Origin of the sequence: Sphingomonas rosea (assembly GCF_039538065.1) — a bacterium.
Taxonomy (GTDB): Bacteria; Pseudomonadota; Alphaproteobacteria; order Sphingomonadales; family Sphingomonadaceae; genus Sphingomicrobium; species Sphingomicrobium rosea.
This window is the reverse complement of the sequence record NZ_BAABBR010000001.1, coordinates 1-15,463: the sequence shown is the minus strand read 5'-3', so window position 1 is coordinate 15,463 and position 15,463 is coordinate 1. Positions and strand designations below refer to the sequence as shown.

The 15,463-nt window shown below is 68.0% G+C and carries 15 protein-coding genes; 7 read left to right on the top strand and 8 right to left on the bottom strand.

Annotated features, from left to right (window positions below):
- Nucleotides 1–4 precede the first annotated feature (4 nt).
- The 4 genes from rnr to ABD693_RS00060 all read left to right on the top strand — a co-directional run bounded on the left by rnr (nt 5) and on the right by ABD693_RS00060 (nt 3,548).
- Nucleotides 5–2,227 (top strand): ribonuclease R, encoded by a 2,223-nt coding sequence (gene rnr, locus ABD693_RS00075; protein WP_344694906.1) that lies wholly within the window; start codon nt 5–7, stop codon nt 2,225–2,227.
- Between the two features lie 151 nt (nt 2,228–2,378).
- A complete protein-coding gene (locus ABD693_RS00070) occupies nt 2,379–2,933 on the top strand; it encodes an NADPH-dependent FMN reductase (protein WP_344694905.1) in 555 nt (184 codons plus the stop codon).
- Between the two features lie 74 nt (nt 2,934–3,007).
- Nucleotides 3,008–3,184 (top strand): YegP family protein, encoded by a 177-nt coding sequence (locus ABD693_RS00065; protein WP_084184226.1) that lies wholly within the window; start codon nt 3,008–3,010, stop codon nt 3,182–3,184.
- A 52-nt stretch (nt 3,185–3,236) separates the two neighbouring features.
- Nucleotides 3,237–3,548: a hypothetical protein gene (locus tag ABD693_RS00060; protein WP_344694904.1), complete on the top strand. Its 312-nt coding sequence runs from the start codon at nt 3,237–3,239 to the stop codon at nt 3,546–3,548.
- A gap of 138 nt (nt 3,549–3,686) precedes the next feature.
- Here the strand turns inward: ABD693_RS00060 and dcd are convergent, their stop codons facing one another.
- On the bottom strand, nt 3,687–4,241 hold the full coding sequence (dcd, locus tag ABD693_RS00055) for a dCTP deaminase (protein WP_344694903.1): 555 nt from the start codon (nt 4,239–4,241) through the stop codon (nt 3,687–3,689).
- Nucleotides 4,242–4,366: 125 nt separating this feature from the next.
- Between dcd and ABD693_RS00050 the strand changes: the two genes are divergently transcribed.
- A complete protein-coding gene (locus ABD693_RS00050; RefSeq protein ID WP_344694902.1) occupies nt 4,367–5,857 on the top strand; it encodes a replicative DNA helicase in 1,491 nt (496 codons plus the stop codon).
- 54 nt (nt 5,858–5,911) lie between these two features.
- Here the strand turns inward: ABD693_RS00050 and astD are convergent, their stop codons facing one another.
- Both astD and ABD693_RS00040 read right to left on the bottom strand, forming a co-directional pair.
- Nucleotides 5,912–7,336, bottom strand: coding sequence for a succinylglutamate-semialdehyde dehydrogenase (gene astD, locus ABD693_RS00045; RefSeq protein ID WP_344694901.1), 1,425 nt, complete (start codon nt 7,334–7,336; stop codon nt 5,912–5,914).
- Nucleotides 7,337–7,383: 47 nt separating this feature from the next.
- A complete protein-coding gene (locus ABD693_RS00040; protein ID WP_344694900.1) occupies nt 7,384–8,751 on the bottom strand; it encodes a protein adenylyltransferase SelO in 1,368 nt (455 codons plus the stop codon).
- Nucleotides 8,752–8,789: 38 nt separating this feature from the next.
- Between ABD693_RS00040 and ABD693_RS00035 the strand changes: the two genes are divergently transcribed.
- Complete coding sequence (locus ABD693_RS00035) at nt 8,790–9,656, top strand: alpha/beta fold hydrolase (protein ID WP_344694899.1); 867 nt, start codon at nt 8,790–8,792, stop codon at nt 9,654–9,656.
- Here ABD693_RS00035 and ABD693_RS00030 read toward each other — a convergent pair.
- The 5 genes from ABD693_RS00030 to ABD693_RS00010 all read right to left on the bottom strand — a co-directional run bounded on the left by ABD693_RS00030 (nt 9,646) and on the right by ABD693_RS00010 (nt 13,415).
- Complete coding sequence (locus ABD693_RS00030) at nt 9,646–10,278, bottom strand: SCO family protein (protein WP_344694898.1); 633 nt, start codon at nt 10,276–10,278, stop codon at nt 9,646–9,648. The two genes, ABD693_RS00035 and ABD693_RS00030, sit on opposite strands and share 11 nt — an antisense overlap.
- Complete coding sequence (locus ABD693_RS00025; RefSeq protein ID WP_344694897.1) at nt 10,268–10,669, bottom strand: copper chaperone PCu(A)C; 402 nt, start codon at nt 10,667–10,669, stop codon at nt 10,268–10,270. Before ABD693_RS00025 ends, ABD693_RS00030 begins: the two co-directional genes overlap by 11 nt.
- A 92-nt stretch (nt 10,670–10,761) precedes the next feature.
- Nucleotides 10,762–11,079, bottom strand: a complete 318-nt coding sequence (locus ABD693_RS00020; protein WP_344694896.1) for a 2Fe-2S iron-sulfur cluster-binding protein — start codon at nt 11,077–11,079, stop codon at nt 10,762–10,764.
- 6 nt (nt 11,080–11,085) lie between these two features.
- A complete protein-coding gene (locus ABD693_RS00015) occupies nt 11,086–12,288 on the bottom strand; it encodes an NAD(P)/FAD-dependent oxidoreductase (protein ID WP_344694895.1) in 1,203 nt (400 codons plus the stop codon).
- The gene (locus tag ABD693_RS00010; protein ID WP_344694894.1) at nt 12,237–13,415 is read right to left on the bottom strand and encodes an acetyl-CoA C-acetyltransferase; all 1,179 of its coding nucleotides are present in this window, start codon (nt 13,413–13,415) and stop codon (nt 12,237–12,239) included. The genes ABD693_RS00015 and ABD693_RS00010 overlap by 52 nt, the downstream gene beginning before the upstream one ends.
- Nucleotides 13,416–13,659: 244 nt before the next feature.
- Here ABD693_RS00010 and ABD693_RS00005 point away from each other — a divergent pair.
- Nucleotides 13,660–15,463 (top strand): DUF7507 domain-containing protein (locus ABD693_RS00005; RefSeq protein WP_344694893.1); only part of this gene is annotated, 1,804 nt, incomplete at its 3' end.

Sequence of the window (15,463 nt, the reverse complement as noted above, 5' to 3'; positions counted from 1 at the left end):
CTCATTGCCCCGCAAGCCCGCCCAGTCCGGCCTTCCCACCCCCAAGCAGATCCTCGACTTCATCCAGCAGTCGGGCCAGCCCGCCGGCAAGCGCGAGATCGCCCGCGCCTTCGGCCTCAACGGGCACGACAAGATCATGCTCAAGGCGCTCCTGAAGGACATGGCCGACGAGGGGCTGATCGATAGCGCCCCGGGCCGCGCCTTCCACCGCGCCGGCGGAATCCCGCGCGTCACCGTGCTGCGCGTCATCGCGGTCGAGGAGGGGGCGATCGCGGTGCCCGACACGTGGCAGGGCGAGGGGCCCCCGCCCAAGCTTCGGGTCATCGAGAAAGGCCGCCGCTCGGCGCTGGCCCTTAATGACCGCATTCTCGCCCGCACCGAGGAGCGCGGCGAGGGCCACGTCGCCCACCTGATGAAGAAGCTGCAGCGCTCGGCCGACCTCATCCTCGGCGTCGTCCACGAGGACGAGGCGGGCAAGCTTTGGCTCAAGCCCACCGACAAGCGCGAACGCCGCCAGCTTCCCATATCCGAGCTCGGCGATGCCGCCACCGGCGACCTCGTGCTCGCCGAGCCCTCGGGCAAGCCGCCGCGCGTCTCGGCCCGGGTCGACGCCGTGCTGGGCGACCCCTTCGCCCCGCGCAGCTTCAGCCTCATCGCCATCCACAAGCACGGGCTCCCCCACGAATTTGCCCGCGACACCGTCGACGAGGCCCGCAAGGTTTCGACCCTGCCGCTCGGCCATGATCGCGAGGACCTGCGCCACCTCCCCATCGTCGCGATCGACCCCCCCGACGCGCGCGACCATGACGACGCCATCTGGGCGCACCCGCGCGAGGAGGGCGGCTGGGACGCCATCGTCGCCATCGCCGACGTCAGCTTCTACGTCCGCCCCGGCTCCGACCTCGACCGCGAGGCCCGCCGTCGTGGCAACAGCGTCTATTTTCCCGACCGCGTCGTGCCGATGCTCCCCCACGAGCTTTCCTCCGACATCTGCTCGCTCAAGGAAGGCGCCGACCGCGCCGCGCTCGCCTGCCATCTCGTGATCGCCCCCGACGGCACATTGAAGAGCTGGCACTTCACCCGCGCGGTCATCCGCGTCGCCGCCAACATCGCCTACGAGGCCGCGCAGGCCGCGATCGACGGCAAGGGCGGGGTCGAACCCGAACTGGTCGAGCATGCCCTAAAGCCCCTCTGGGACTGCTGGAAGGCCCTCTTCGCCGCCCGGACCAGACGCGAGCCGCTCGAACTCGACCTTCCCGAGCGGCAGGTCGTCCTCGACGAGAAGGGCCGCATCACCTCGGTCGCCCCGCGCGAGCGCCTCGACGCCCACAAGCTGGTCGAGGACTATATGATCGCCGCCAACGTCGCCGCCGCCAAGGCGCTCGAGGCGAAGAAGGCGCCGGTCATGTACCGCGTCCACGAGACTCCGGGCCGCGAGAAGCTGGTCGCCTTGAAGGACTATCTCGCCACCTTCGACCTCGAATTCGCGCTCGGGCAGACGATCCGCGCGGGCACCTTCAACCGCATCCTCGAGCGCGTCGGCGAGCACGATTCGCGCCCCGAGATCATGGAGCAGGTCCTGCGCACCCAGACCCAGGCCCGCTACGCCCCCGACACGCTCGGCCACTTCGGCTTGTCGCTCTCCTCCTACGCGCACTTCACCTCGCCGATCCGCCGCTACGCCGACCTCCTCGTCCACCGTGCGCTGGTCACCGCCTACCGGCTGGGCGAAGGCGGCTTGCCGCCCGAGGACGCGACCAGCTTCACCGAGATCGGCGAGCATATCTCGATGCTCGAGCGGCGCGCGATGGAGGCCGAGCGCGAGACCATCGACCGCTATGTCGCGGCCTATCTCGCCGACCACGTGGGCGAGATCCTCGACTGCCGCATCTCGGGCGTCCAGCCGTTCGGCATCTTTGCGACCGTCGAGGGCCTGGGCGGCGACGGCCTCATTCCCGCCGGCGACCTGGGGCAGGAATATTTCCGCTACGACGAGGCCGCGCGCCAGCTCGTCGGCGACGACACGCAGGAGACCTTCAAGGTCGGCCAGCGACTGAAGCTTCGCCTGACCGAGGCCAATCCGGTCAGCGGCGCACTCCGCTTCGAGCTTCCCGAAGGTAGCTATTCGCGTGGTCCCGGCGACCGCCGCGACCGGACGCGCCGTCCCTCCATGGGCAAGCGCGGCCGCCCCGCGAACATCCGCCACCAGGGGCGCAAGCGCCGCTGATCAGCGCCGGGAACAGGCGGCCCTTCCGGCGGTTGGCAGCGACGAACGGACCGGCGCATCGCCCGTCACCGCGCCCCAAGGCCATCTGGCCCGCGGCGGGTGACGGCAGCAGGGCCGGTCCGGTCCCCATCATCAGCCTCGAAAGGTCACCATGCCCCGCACCATCGCCGTCCTCCGCGGAAGCCCGCGCGCCCAGAGCCTCACCACCAAGCTCGCCAAGGCGATCGAGCTTGCCGTCGGCGACCGGCTGAGCTTCCGGGACGTCGAGATCCACGACCTGCCGCTCTACAATCCCGACCATGAGAAAGACGCACCGCACCCGCAGTGGGACGCTTTCCGCGCAGCGGTGAAGGGCTGCGACGGCCTCCTGTTCGTCTCGCCCGAATGGAACCGCTCGATCCCGGGCGGGCTCAAGAATGCGATCGACATCGGCTCGCGCCCCTATGGGCAGGGCGTCTTCCAGAAAAAGCCCACCGCGGTCGTCACCCAGTCGACCGGCGGGACCGGCGGCTTCGGCTGCAATCACCACCTTCGCCAGTGCCTCGTCCACCTCGACGGAATCGTCCTCGGCCAGCCCGAAATGTATGTCGGCAACCTGTCGGAAGATAAGTTCGGCGATGATGGCCGGATCACCGATGAGGGCCTCGCCAAGCTGGTCGACGGTTTTGCCGACACCTTCGTCGCCTGGGTCGACAAGCAGGCCTGATTCCACGGCGACCGTTTCGCCGCTTTGACGACCGTGATAGTCTGCCCTCCGCTCATCCCAGCGGAGGGTTCGACGTGGCTCACAAGTTCGTGATCAAGAAGTCGTCCAACGGCGAATATGTCGCCAGCTTCGAATATAATGGCGAAAAGGTCTTCTGGACCGAGACCTACAAGAGCAAATCCTCGGCCCAGAACGCGATCGATTCGATCAAGAAGAACGGCCCCATGGCCGAGGTCCACGACGCAACCTGAGGTGGGCTTGCGTCACGGGTCACCCTTTATCTGAACTGCCAGGGGAACAGCGATGGCGACGGCGGCGGCGGCGGTAGCGGCGCGGGCCAGGCGGCTCATCCAGCACCATTTCTTCGCGGCCGACGCGGTCAGGCCCGACCGCGCCATCCCCTTCGAGCCCGGCAGCCGGGTCGAGCGCCGCACCTTCGAGCGCTATCGCGCGGCGGGCGCGATCCACGAGGCCTTGCCCGGCCGCTACTGGCTCGACCTGCCGGCCTATGACCAGTTTCTGCAGGAACGCTTCGTCCGGGTCCGGGTCGCGCTCCTGTTCGTGATCGTGGCGCTGCTGGTCGTCACCTTCATCGCCGCGAGGGCCGTTGGCTGACGGCTTGCAAAGTAGGATTTCGTCTGATCTGCTAACCGCTGCGGTTCGCCGCAGCTCTTTGACATTCTGATCGATCCGTCGCCGGAAAACGACTCGCCGACCCTAGGACATTCGAGACCTTGTTCAGGTTCGCGCCGCTCACAGCCGCGGCAAAGTCACCCCGCGCTGGCCCTGATATTTGCCCGCCCGGTCGGCGTAGCTCACCTCGCACGGCTCGTTGCCCTGGAGGAACAGGAACTGGCACGCGCCCTCGTTGGCATAGATCTTGGCGGGAAGCGGGGTGGTGTTGCTGAACTCCAGCGTCACATGGCCCTCCCAGCCCGGCTCGAGCGGGGTCACGTTCACGATGATCCCGCAGCGGGCATAGGTCGATTTGCCGAGGCAGATCACCAGCACGTCGCGCGGCACCCGGAAATATTCCACCGTCCGGGCGAGCGCGAAGCTGTTGGGCGGGATGATGCAGCAATCGGTCTTGCGGTCGACGAAGCTGTTCGAGGCGAAGTCCTTGGGGTCGACCACCGCCGAATCGACGTTGGTGAAGATCTTGAATTCGTCCGCCACCCGCGCATCGTAGCCGTAGGAGGACAGGCCATAGCTGATGCACCCGTCGCGCCTCTGTGCCTCGACGAAGGGTTCGATCATGCCGGTCGATTGGGCCTGCTCGCGGATCCAGCGGTCGGATAGGATGCTCATGGGGAAGGGGCTTAGCGCTGCGCCGAGCGGTTCGTCGATTCCTCCCGCGCGGTTTTCCGCGCTCCCCACGTATTCCCCGTTATCCACAGCTTGGCCGCGCGCCCGAAAGGCGTAGAAGCCCGCTCATGGCCGAGATTCTGATGCACCCCGGGGCCGCGCACGACGCGCCGCCCGTCCAGCAGCTGCCGCAGAACGTCGAAGCCGAGGCTGCGCTGCTCGGCGCGCTGATGCTCGACAACCGGCTGGTCGAGGACGTCCAGCTCAAGCTTCGTGCGGACCATTTCTTCGAGCCGCTCCATGGCCGCATCTACGAGGCGATCCTTCGCCTCACCGACCGCAACATGGTCGCCAACGCCGTCACGCTGCGCCCGCTGTTCGAGGCCGACGAGGCGATGCGCGAGGTCGGTGGGCCGGCCTATCTCGCCCAGCTGTCGGGCTCGGGCGCGGCGCTGATCGCGGCGCGCGACTTCGCCGGCCAGATCTACGACCTCGCGCTCCTCCGCAGCCTCGTCGCGGTCGGCCGCGACCTCGTCACCGGCGCGCTCGACACCAGCGAGGACGTCAAGCCGCTCGAGCAGATTGAGCGGGCGGAGACCGAGCTCTACAAGGTCGCCGAGCAGGGCGGGAGCGAAGGCAAGGTCAAGGCCTTTGCCGACGCCGCCAAGGAAGCGCTCCAGATCGCAGAGGCGGCGCTCAACAGCGGCGGTTCGCTGTCGGGCATCACCACCGGCTTCACTGACGTCAACGCCCGCATGGGCGGCATGCACCGCTCCGACTTGATCATCCTCGCCGGGCGCCCGGGCATGGGCAAGACCTCGCTTGCCACCAACATCGCCTTCAACGCCGCTCGCCGCCTGCTCCAGGACCTTGCCGACGGCATTCCCGCCGAGCGCTCGGCCGGCGCCGCGGTCGCCTTCTTCAGCCTCGAAATGAGCGCCGACCAGCTCGCCACCCGCGTGCTGGCCGAGCAAAGCAACATCCCCGGCACGCAGATCCGCACCGGCAACATGAACCTGAACGAATTCCGCGAATTCGCGCGGGTCGCGGGCGAATTGAACAGCCTGCCGCTCTACATCGACGACACGCCCGGCCTGACCATCGCCGCGCTCCGTGCCCGCGCGCGGCGGCTGAAGCGCCAGAAGAACATCGGGCTCGTCATCGTCGACTACCTCCAGCTGCTGTCGGGCACCTCCAAGGGCGGCGACAGCAATCGCGTGCAGGAAATCTCCGAGATCAGCCGCGGCCTCAAGAGCCTCGCCAAGGAACTTCACGTCCCCGTGGTCGCACTGTCGCAGCTCAGCCGTGCGGTCGAGCAGCGCGAGGACAAGCGCCCACAGCTCTCCGACCTTCGCGAATCGGGCTCGATCGAGCAGGACGCCGACATGGTCTGGTTCATCTACCGCGGCGATTATTACCTCGCCGCCAAGCAGCCGGCCGACGACCATCCCGACTTCGCCGAATGGCAGGAACAGATGAGCCGGATCTACGGCATCGCCGAGCTGATCATCGCCAAGCAGCGCCACGGCGCGACGGGCAAGGTCCCGCTCAAGTTCGACGCGCGGATCACCAAGTTCACCGACCTCGTCGAGGAGGGCTACACGCCCGACTTCCACTAAGGCTCCGGGGCGGGGCCGCGGGCCGGAGCGGGAGGCTCCGGCCCGCTTGGGGGCTCAGTCCTCGAGCATGTTCGGGTCGCGCAAGCCCTCGCCGATCGAGGCGCGGGCGATCTCGGCCTCGCTGCTGGTCACCGGATAGGCGCAATAGTCCGCCGCGTAGAAGGCGCTCGGGCGGTGGTTGCCGGAAAGCCCCACGCCGCCGAAGGGCGCATTGCTCGGCGCGCCGTTGGTCGGCTTGTTCCAATTGATGACCCCGGCCCGGACCTCGTTCCAGAACTGGTCGTACATCGAGGGCGAGCCTCCGACGAGGCTGGCGGCAAGGCCGAAGCGGGTGGCATTGGCCTCGGCGATCGCAGCCTCGAAGTCGGGCACGCGGATCAGCTGGAGCACGGGCCCGAACAGCTCCTCGTCGGGCCGGTTGTCGAGGTCGGTCACGTCGATCAGCGCCGGGGTCAGGAAGGGGCGGCCCTCGACCGGGCGGTCGAGCCGGCGGATCACGCGCCCGCCCTTGATCATCAGGTCGAGGAACTGCGCCTGGAGATGGTCGGCGGCATCATTGTCGATGACCGGCCCCATGAACGGCTGCGGGTCGTCGAGCGGCGCCCCGACGATCAGCCGGTTCATCAGCTTGAGGATCTCGGCGACGAGCTTGTCGCTCGAAGTCCCCTCACGGACGATCAGCCGCCGCGCGGCGGTGCAGCGCTGGCCGGCCGAGAGGAAGGCCGACTGGACGGCGATCACCGCCGCCGCGCTAACATCCTTCGCATCCCACACGACCAGCGGATTGTTGCCGCCAAGCTCGAGCGCGAGAATCTTGTGCGGCATGTCGGCGAACTGCCGGTGGAGCGACTGGCCGGCGCGGGCCGAGCCGGTGAACAGCAGGCCGTCGATCCCGTCCTCGGCGGCGAGCGCGCGGCCTTCGTCTGGCCCGCCGATCAGCAGCCGCACCGCGCCTTCGGGAACGCCGGCCTCGTGATAGAGCCGGACGAGCATCGCGCCGACCGCGGGGGTCTTCTCCGACGGCTTGAACACCACCGTATTGCCCGCGAGCAGCGCCGGCACGATGTGCCCGTTCGGGAGGTGCGCAGGGAAATTATAGGGTCCGAGCACTGCCATCACGCCATGCGGCTTGTGCCGGACCGCGACCTTGGAGCCGAGCGCAGCCTCATGCTTCCGTTGCGGCGTGCGCTCCATGTAGGCGGCGATCGAAATCTCGACCTTGCCGACCACGGCGGCCACCTCGGTCTTCGCTTCCCACAGGGGCTTGCCGGTCTCGCGCGCGATGAGCTCGGCGAATTCGGCCTCGTGGGCCCGCACCGCATTGGCAAAGCGGCGGAGTGTCTCCGCGCGATAAGTGACGGGCTGCGACGACCAGGCGGGCAGGGCGGCGCGGGCCGCCGCCACTTCCGCCGCCGCATCGCCCGTAGCGCCCGACCAAAGCTCGGCCCCGGTCGCGGGCTCAAAGGAAACGAGGTTCATATTACTCCCTTGCGTGGGCGCCGGTGGAGCCGAGCGGCCGGCTTGCGTCAACCCCGATCCAGCGCGTCGCCCATCCGGCGGATCGCGGCGATCTTGCGCTCGAACGGACCCCAGTCGTCGTCGGTGGCGATTGCCGCCCAGATCGCCTCGACCTCGTCGATCAGCATCGCACAGGGGGCAGCGTCCGACCAATAAGGATGGTCGCGGTTGCCGCGGCGGTCGCCGATCGCCTCGCGCACCGCGGCAAAGGCGGGATGGTCGTAGCCGCTTGCCTCGACCGGTACGCCGCCGCGCCAGTCGAAGAAGAAGCGGTCGAGCCCGACCTGGCTTTCGGCGAGCGCCCTCGTCACCGCGCGGGCGAGCGTGCGGTCCTGCTCGGCTTCGCCCTGCGCAAGACCGAGGCGGCGCATGATGCCGGCGGCCAGCGCGGCGTGGAACCGGTCAGCAAAACCCTGCAGCGCGTCGCTCAGCGCGGGGTGATCGTCGGTGACGAGCGCGAGGCAGCCGCCGAGCTGGGCGAGGTTCCACTGGATCGCCTCGGGCTGGCGGCCGAAGGCGTAGAGGCCGCCATGGTCGAAATAGGCCGCGGTGAAGCCGACGTCCCAGGTCGGCGCGAACCGCCACGGGCCATAGTCGAAGCTCTCGCCCGTGATGTTGATGTTGTCGGTGTTGAGGACTCCGTGGACGAAGCCCGCCACGAGATAGCTGGCGGCCAGCTCGGCGGTGCGCGCGACGACCAGCTCGAACAGGCGCAGCGGCCCGGCGTCGGGGGCTTCGCCGTAGAGATGCTCAAGGCAGTAGCGGACGAGCCGCGCGATGTTCTCGCTTTCCTCGAAATAGGCGAGGCGCTGGAAGGTGCCGATGCGGATGTGCGAGTGGTTGAGCCGGGTCAGCACCGCCGAGCGGGTAGGGGAGGGCTCGTCGTTGCGCTCGAGTTCCTCGCCGGTCTCGAACAGCGCGAAGCTGCGGCTCGTGCGAACCCCGAGCGCCTCGAGCATCTCGGTCGCGAGCACTTCGCGCATGCCGCCTTTCAGGGTGAGCCGCCCATCGCCGAAGCGGCTCCACGGGGTCGTCCCGCTGCCCTTGGTGCCGAGATCGAGCAACCGGCCCTCACGGTCGCGAAGCTGCGCGAAAAGAAATCCGCGCCCGTCGCCGAGGTCGGGATTGTAGTGGCGGAATTGGTGGCCGTGGTAGCGGAGCGCCAACGGCTGCCGGAGATTGCCGGGCAACGGCTCGAAGCGGCAGAAATGCGCCGCCCAATCGGTCGTTTCGAGACCGACCTCGGCGGCCGCCCGATCGTTGAGGAAGCGCTGCCGACAGGCCGGAAAACTCGCCGCCGCGACCGGATCGAAGAAATCTTCACCGAGTTCGAGGATGCGGGGATCGGGGCGATAGGGTTGCGGAAGCGTCATCATGTCCAGATAGAGGGCGCGAAACAGAATGGGAGAGGCCGGTGGCGTCGTTCGAGGACCGTAATTACAACAGCGCCGACGGTCTTCGGCTCCACTATCGGGATTATGCGGGGGGCGACCACGACCAGCCGCCGATCCTCTGCCTCCCGGGCCTGACCCGCAATGCCCGCGATTTCGAGCCGATCGCCGAGCGCTTCGCCGGGGAGTGGCGAGTGCTGGCGCTCGATTTCCGCGGCCGGGGCGGAAGCGCGGCCGATCCCGAGCCGGCCCGCTACATGCCCGCGACCTATGCGCGCGACGTCATCAAGCTGCTCGACCAGCTCGGGATCGCCGATGCGGTGTTTGTCGGCACTTCGCTCGGCGGGCTCGTCACGATGCTGATCGGGGCGATGGAAGAGGAGCGGATCGCCGGGGCGCTCCTCAACGATATCGGGCCCGAAGTGTCGCCCGAGGGGATCGAGCGGATCCGCACCTATGTCGGTAAGGCCGCCGAATGGCCCGACTTCGCCGCCGCCGCTGCTTCCTTCGCCGAACGGACCGGCGACGTTTATCCGAACTGGCAGGCGGCCGACTGGGAGCGCTTCGCCCGCCGCACCTGCCGCGAGGACAATGGCCGGGTGGTGCCCGACTACGACCTCGCGATCGCGCAGCCGTTCGCCGACGCCAATGACGCGACCCAGCCCAACCTCTGGCCGTGGCTCGAGCATCTGAAGGGCAAGCCGGTGGCGATCCTGCGCGGGGCGCTGAGCGACCTTTTCTCCGCAGCGACCGCCGACCGGATGGTGGCCGAGCTCGGGGACAATGCCGAGCTCGTGACCGTGCCGGATGTCGGCCATGCGCCGAGCTTCGACGAGCCCGAGAGCATTGCCGCGGTCGAGCGGCTGCTGGCGAAGGTCGCTAACTCGTAATCCGCTGGAGCTTGGCGAGCGCAGGGGCGTCGCCTTCTTCCATCGCGATGGTCGAGACGAACCGGCCTTCGCGGTCGAACAGCAGCACCTGGCTCGAATGGTCCATGGTGTAGCCTCCGGGCGCGTCCTTGTCGGGCACCTTGGCGAAATAGACGGCGTGACGCTTGGCGACATCGGCGACCTGCGCCTCGCTCCCGGTCAGGCCGATGATCGGCGCGCCGAACAAGTGCAGATAGTCGCCGATGACCTTGGGCGTGTCGCGCGCGGGGTCGACCGAGACGAACACGATCGGCAGCGCGGCGTCGCCCTTGCCGAGCTGGCGGCGAAGCTTGGCGAGACGACCGAGCGTGTTCGGGCAGACGTCGGGGCAATGGGTGAAGCCGAAGAAGACGGCATAAGGCTTGCCCGCGAGCGCGGTGCTCGAAAAGGGCTTGCCATCGGTGCCGGTCAGCGTGAACGGGCCGCCGATGGTGAAGCCGGGGCTCCCGGGCTCGGTCCGCGACCACTGGATCGTCGGACGGCTGAGGAGGAACGCGAACACACCAACCGCGACGAGCACGAGCGCCCACAACAGCCAGCGCAGGCGCCTGAGATTGTTCGGTGCCGGGGTCTCAGTGTCCATGATGGCCTCCCGTCGACGGCGCGCCGCTGCCCGGCGGGACGACCGGCAGGCTGACGGTCACGGCACCGGCCCTGGCAAAGCGCAGGGTCAACGGCAGCTTCGTGCCCGGGCGGAGCGGGGCCTTGAGGCCCATCAGCATGACGTGCATCCCGCCGGGCTTCATTTCGATCATTCGGCCGGGTGCCAAGGGAATCGCCCCGGCGCTACGCATCCGCATCACGCCGCCGACATTGCTGCTGTCGTGGACGGTGACCGAAGCGGCCGCACTGCTCGATGCGCCGAGCAGCCGGTCGGCGGTCCGCCCGCCATTGTGGACGGTGACATAGGCGGCGCTGCTCGCCAGTCCGGCGGTCGCGTAGCCGCTGACGTGGAGGTCGGGCGTCTTGGCCACGGCGGGCGCCGCAAGCAGCAGACCGGCAAGGGAAATCGAAGCGAAGTTCATCGCCGCGCATCTAGGGATGGCGGCGCGGCGGGTCCAGTCGCTCAGTCCTCCGGCGCGACCGTCACCGCAATGCCGTCGAGCGCGTCGCTCATCGGGATCTGGCACGACAGGCGGCTGTTTTCGGCGCGGGCCCCGCTGGTCGAGAGGAGGTCGTCCTCATCGTCGCTCATGGCAGGCAGGCCGGCGAGCCATTCGTCGTCGACGTAGACGTGGCAGGTCGCGCACGAGCAGCAGCCACCGCAGAGCGCGAGAATCTCCTCGATGCCGCCGCCGCGGAGATTCTCCATCAGCGAGCGGCCGGCGCGGCCCTCGATCGCCTTGGAGCGTCCGTCACGGGTGGTCACGTTGATGATCGGCATGGTCGGTCAGTCCACTAGAGTCTTGAGAGGAAGGTCGGGGTCGGTCAGCCGGTCGGGCGCGACACGGGTGCCGCGCTCGATCAGCAGCCTGCCCTGCACATAGTCGCGGACCATGTTGACGCAATCGAGCGCGATCACCTTGCCCGCGCGGCGATAGAGGATGCTGAAGCGGCCGCTCGCGGGATCGCCGCGAACCAGCTCCTCGTCATGGTCATGGCTGAGGCCGACCGTCTGGAGCTTCAGGTCAAACTGGTTCGACCAGAACCAGGGCATGGCGGCGTAGGGCCGGGGATCGCCGGCAATGGCCTTGGCGAGGCAGGCCGCCTGGTCGGTCGCATGCTGGACCGATTCGACGCGGATCGGGCGGTCGGGGCCGAAGGGATTGCAGTGCAGCGCGACATCGCCCGCGGCCCAGACGTGGGGAAGGGAGGTGCGGCCAAGCTCGTCGACAGCCACGCCATCGCCGCCCTCGGCACCGGCGGCCAGGAGGGGGCCCGCTTCGGGTTCGATCCCGATGCCGGCGATGACGAGGTCGAAGTCTGCCGGGTCGGGGGACGGACCGCCGAAGCGAATGTCGACGCCTTCGGCGCGGTGGCGGGCGGCGAGGAAGTCCGAAAGGGCGCGGCCCGAGCACCTCGCGAGAAGGCGCTCCTCGCGCTCGGCCAGCACGACTTTCTTGCCTTGCTTGACGATGGCCGCCGCCGCCTCGAGCCCGATCCAGCCGCCGCCGACGATCAGGACGCGGGAGGCCGAGGCGAGCTCGTCCTTGAGGGCGTCCACGTCGGCGAGGGTGCGGATCGCATGGGCGCCGGGCAGTCGCCGAGCGCGGCCACCGGCGGTCCAGACGAGCTCGCCGAAGGTGATGGTGCGGCCCGACGCGCAGCGCACCGACCGCGCTTCCGGATCGACTGTCTTCACCCGCTCGCCGGGGATCAGTTCGATCCCACGCTCGGCGTAAAAGTCGGCGCTGCGAAAGCGGAAGTCGTCGCGCGCCTTGGCACCGGCAAGATAATCCTTGCTCAGCGGCGGGCGCTCGTAGGGAAGCTCGGTCTCCTCGCCGAGCAGGGCCACGCTGCCGGCGAACCCGGCCTGCCGGAGGTGGATCGCCGCCGCGACGCCGGCGTGGCCGGTGCCAATGATGAGGACGTCGAAGCGGCTCAGTTGAGCGCCTCGACGATGGTGACGTTGGCGATCCCGCCGCCTTCGCACATGGTCTGGAGCCCGAAGCGCTTGCCGCCCTTGCGCAGGGCATGGACGAGGGTCGTCATGAGCTTGGTCCCGCTCGCGCCGAGCGGATGGCCGAGGCTGATCGCGCCGCCGTTGACGTTGAGGCGGGCGGGGTCACCGCCGATCTCGCGCAGCCAGGCGAGGGGCACGGGCGCAAAGGCTTCGTTCACCTCGTAAAGGTCGATGTCCTCGATCCGCCGGCCCGAGCGCTCGAGCGCCCGGCGGGTGGCGGGGATGGGCTCCATCAGCATGATGACCGGGTCGCCGCCGGTGACAGTGAGGTGATCGATCCGCGCGAGCGGTGTGAGGCCATGCTCCTTGAGCGCGCGTTCGCTGACCACCATCACGCCGCTGGCGCCGTCGCAGATCTGGCTGGCGTTGCCGGCGGTGATGACGCCATCGGGCTTGAGCGTCTTGAGCGCGCCCAGACCCTCCATCGACGCATCGAAGCGGATGCCCTCGTCGACGGTGTGCTGCGTTTCGTTGCCGTCGGCGTCGACGATGGTGAGCGGCACGATCTCGGCCGCAAAATCGCCCCGCTCGGTCGCGGCGGCGGCGCGGCGGTGGCTTTCTAGCGCGAAGGCGTCGAGCTCCTCGCGGCTCATCTGGTAGTTGCGGGCGATCATCTCGGCGCCGGTGAACTGGCTGAATTCGGTGACGCCGTAGCGGTCCTTGATCGATTGCGGCCACGGCCCGGTGCCGATCCCGGCCTGGAGCGGGAGCATGACGGCGATGCCCATGGGCACGCGGGTCATGCTCTCGACGCCCGCTGCGATGACCACGTCCTGCGTGCCGCTCATCACCGCCTGCGCGGCGAAGTGGATCGACTGCTGCGAGGAGCCGCACTGGCGGTCGATCGAGACCGCGGGCACGCTGTCGGGAAGGCTGCTCGCCATCACCATGTTGCGGCCGATGTGGAAGCTCTGTTCGCCGACCTGGCCGACGCAGCCGGCGATGACGTCGTCGACCGCCGCGGGGTCGATGCCGGTGCGCTCGACCAGCGAATCGAGGACCTTCGCGCCGAGGTCGGCCGGGTGCCAGTCCTTGAGCGCGCCGCCTTTCTTGCCCCCGGCGGTACGGGCGGCGGCGACGATATAGGCTTCGAGCATAGGGACCTCCGGCAGGGACGCGAGGGCTCAGCAGTAGAGGGCGCGCGCGCCTGCTGCAAAGCCGGATCGTCTCACTCCGACGCATTGATCCAAATTGGCGTTAAAGACTCCAGCGTTAATTTGTTGTAAACGAGTCGCGCCAAGCGCTGGCGTTCCAGCAGCGACCGGCCTGTCCAAAACTGGTGACGATGAGAGGCGGCCTATCGCGGCACGGCCGGCCCGTCGTCGTTGAGGAATCGCGGATATGGCAGACGTTTTCATCACCGGTATCACCGATGTCGACAACATGGTGGTCTCGCCGGGATCGTTCGACGTGGTTTCGGGGACCGGCAATTTCACGCCCTTCCTCCGCGTCGATGACAGCGACGGGACATCGGAGGGTTTCAACACCGACGACAGTGGCAAGGTGCTCGACAATGGCGCCTCGTGGACCCAGTCGCTGAAGCTGTCGGAAGTCCCGATCGTCATCCGCAACGGCGTCGCTTATTACGAGATCCGCCTCGACCTCAACGAGCCGAACAACGGAACCGACGGGCTGGGACGGCCAGCCAGCCAGGTCGGCCTGTCCGAGTTCCAGGTCTATTTCTCCGACCGCGGGGCCACGCTCGGCGATTATACCGGCAGCAGCACGACGGCGCTCGGCAGCGCCTTCACCAAGGTCTACGATCTCGACAGCGGGACAGACAGGACACTGGTCCTCTCGGACGGTGCGAGCGGCAGCGGCCGCGACGACTACGTCTTCTACATTCCCGTTGCCAATTTCTCGGCCGCCGAAGCCGACGATTATTTCACCCTCTACGCCAAGTTCGGCCCGAGCCCGGAAGAGAATGCGACGTTCGAGGAGTTCCGGATCCGCAGAGATACGGGGACGATCACCGGCACCAAGTTCGCCGACATCAACGGCGACGGCATCAAGCAGGCCAGTGAAGGCACGCTGTCGGGCTTCAAATTCTATATCGACGTCAATGGCAACGACCAGTTCGACGCGGGCGAGATCTACGCCGTCTCGGGTGCGAACGGCAGCTTCACCTTCCAGAGCCTGACCGCGGGCACCTACACGATCCGCGAGGACATGACCGCCGAGCAGAAGGCGCTCTACACCTCGATCACGGGCGCGCAGTCGGGCGGCGAGATCACGGTGACCGTGACCGCCAGCGGCACCACCACCATCTTCTGGGGCAATCAGCCCAAGATCGCCGACTTCAGCCTGACCAAGACCGTCACCTCGATCGACGGGGGGACCAAGGTCGGCGCCAATTGGGTGGCCGACAGCGCGGGCGATGTCGTCAACTACAGCATTGTCATCACCAACACCGGCAATATCGCGCTCACCGGCAAGTCGATCGTCGACGCCAATGGCGTGCTCGGCGCGATCAGCGGTGACACCAACAGCAACGGTGTCCTCGACGTCGGCGAGACCTGGACCGTCACCGCGACCCACGCGGTCAGCCAGGCCGAGCTCGACAGCAAGGGCACCAGCGACACCGGCGCGCTCGACAGCGACGGCGACACCGACAACAAGGTCGTCGTCGACTTCGCCGAAACCGAGGCCAAGAGCGCGAGCGCCGTCAGCCTCCTCACCTACAATCCGAATTTCTCGGTGGTGAAGACAGTCACCTCGATCACCGGCGGGACCAAGGTCGGCAGCGACTATTTCGCCGATAGCGCGGGCGACGTCGTCAACTACGACATCGTCATCACCAACACCGGCAACATCACGCTCACCGGCAAGTCGATCCTCGACGCCAATGGCGTGATAGGCGCGATCAGCGGCGATACCGACGGCGACGGCAACCTCGACGTCGGCGAAGCCTGGACGATCAAGGCCACCCATGCGGTCAGCCAGGCCGAACTCGACAGCAAGGGGACGAGCAACACGGCCGCCCTCGACAGCGATGGCGACACCGACAATCTGGTGTCGGTCAAGTTCGCCGAGACCGGGACCAAGACGGGCGAAGCGGTGAGCTACCTCGTCTACAATCCGGATTTCTCGGTCGTGAAGTCGGTGGCCTCGATCACCGGCGGCGTGACGATTGGCGGGATCACCT

Coding starts and splice junctions, on each gene's coding strand:
- ABD693_RS00070 (WP_344694905.1), top strand. CDS start 2,379: ATGCCCCGCACCATCGCCGTCCTCCGCGGAAGCCCGCGCGCCCAGAGC.
- ABD693_RS00060 (WP_344694904.1), top strand. CDS start 3,237: ATGGCGACGGCGGCGGCGGCGGTAGCGGCGCGGGCCAGGCGGCTCATC.
- dcd (WP_344694903.1), bottom strand. CDS start 4,241: ATGAGCATCCTATCCGACCGCTGGATCCGCGAGCAGGCCCAATCGACC.
- ABD693_RS00050 (WP_344694902.1), top strand. CDS start 4,367: ATGGCCGAGATTCTGATGCACCCCGGGGCCGCGCACGACGCGCCGCCC.
- astD (WP_344694901.1), bottom strand. CDS start 7,336: ATGAACCTCGTTTCCTTTGAGCCCGCGACCGGGGCCGAGCTTTGGTCG.
- ABD693_RS00040 (WP_344694900.1), bottom strand. CDS start 8,751: ATGATGACGCTTCCGCAACCCTATCGCCCCGATCCCCGCATCCTCGAA.
- ABD693_RS00030 (WP_344694898.1), bottom strand. CDS start 10,278: ATGGACACTGAGACCCCGGCACCGAACAATCTCAGGCGCCTGCGCTGG.
- ABD693_RS00020 (WP_344694896.1), bottom strand. CDS start 11,079: ATGCCGATCATCAACGTGACCACCCGTGACGGACGCTCCAAGGCGATC.
- ABD693_RS00010 (WP_344694894.1), bottom strand. CDS start 13,415: ATGCTCGAAGCCTATATCGTCGCCGCCGCCCGTACCGCCGGGGGCAAG.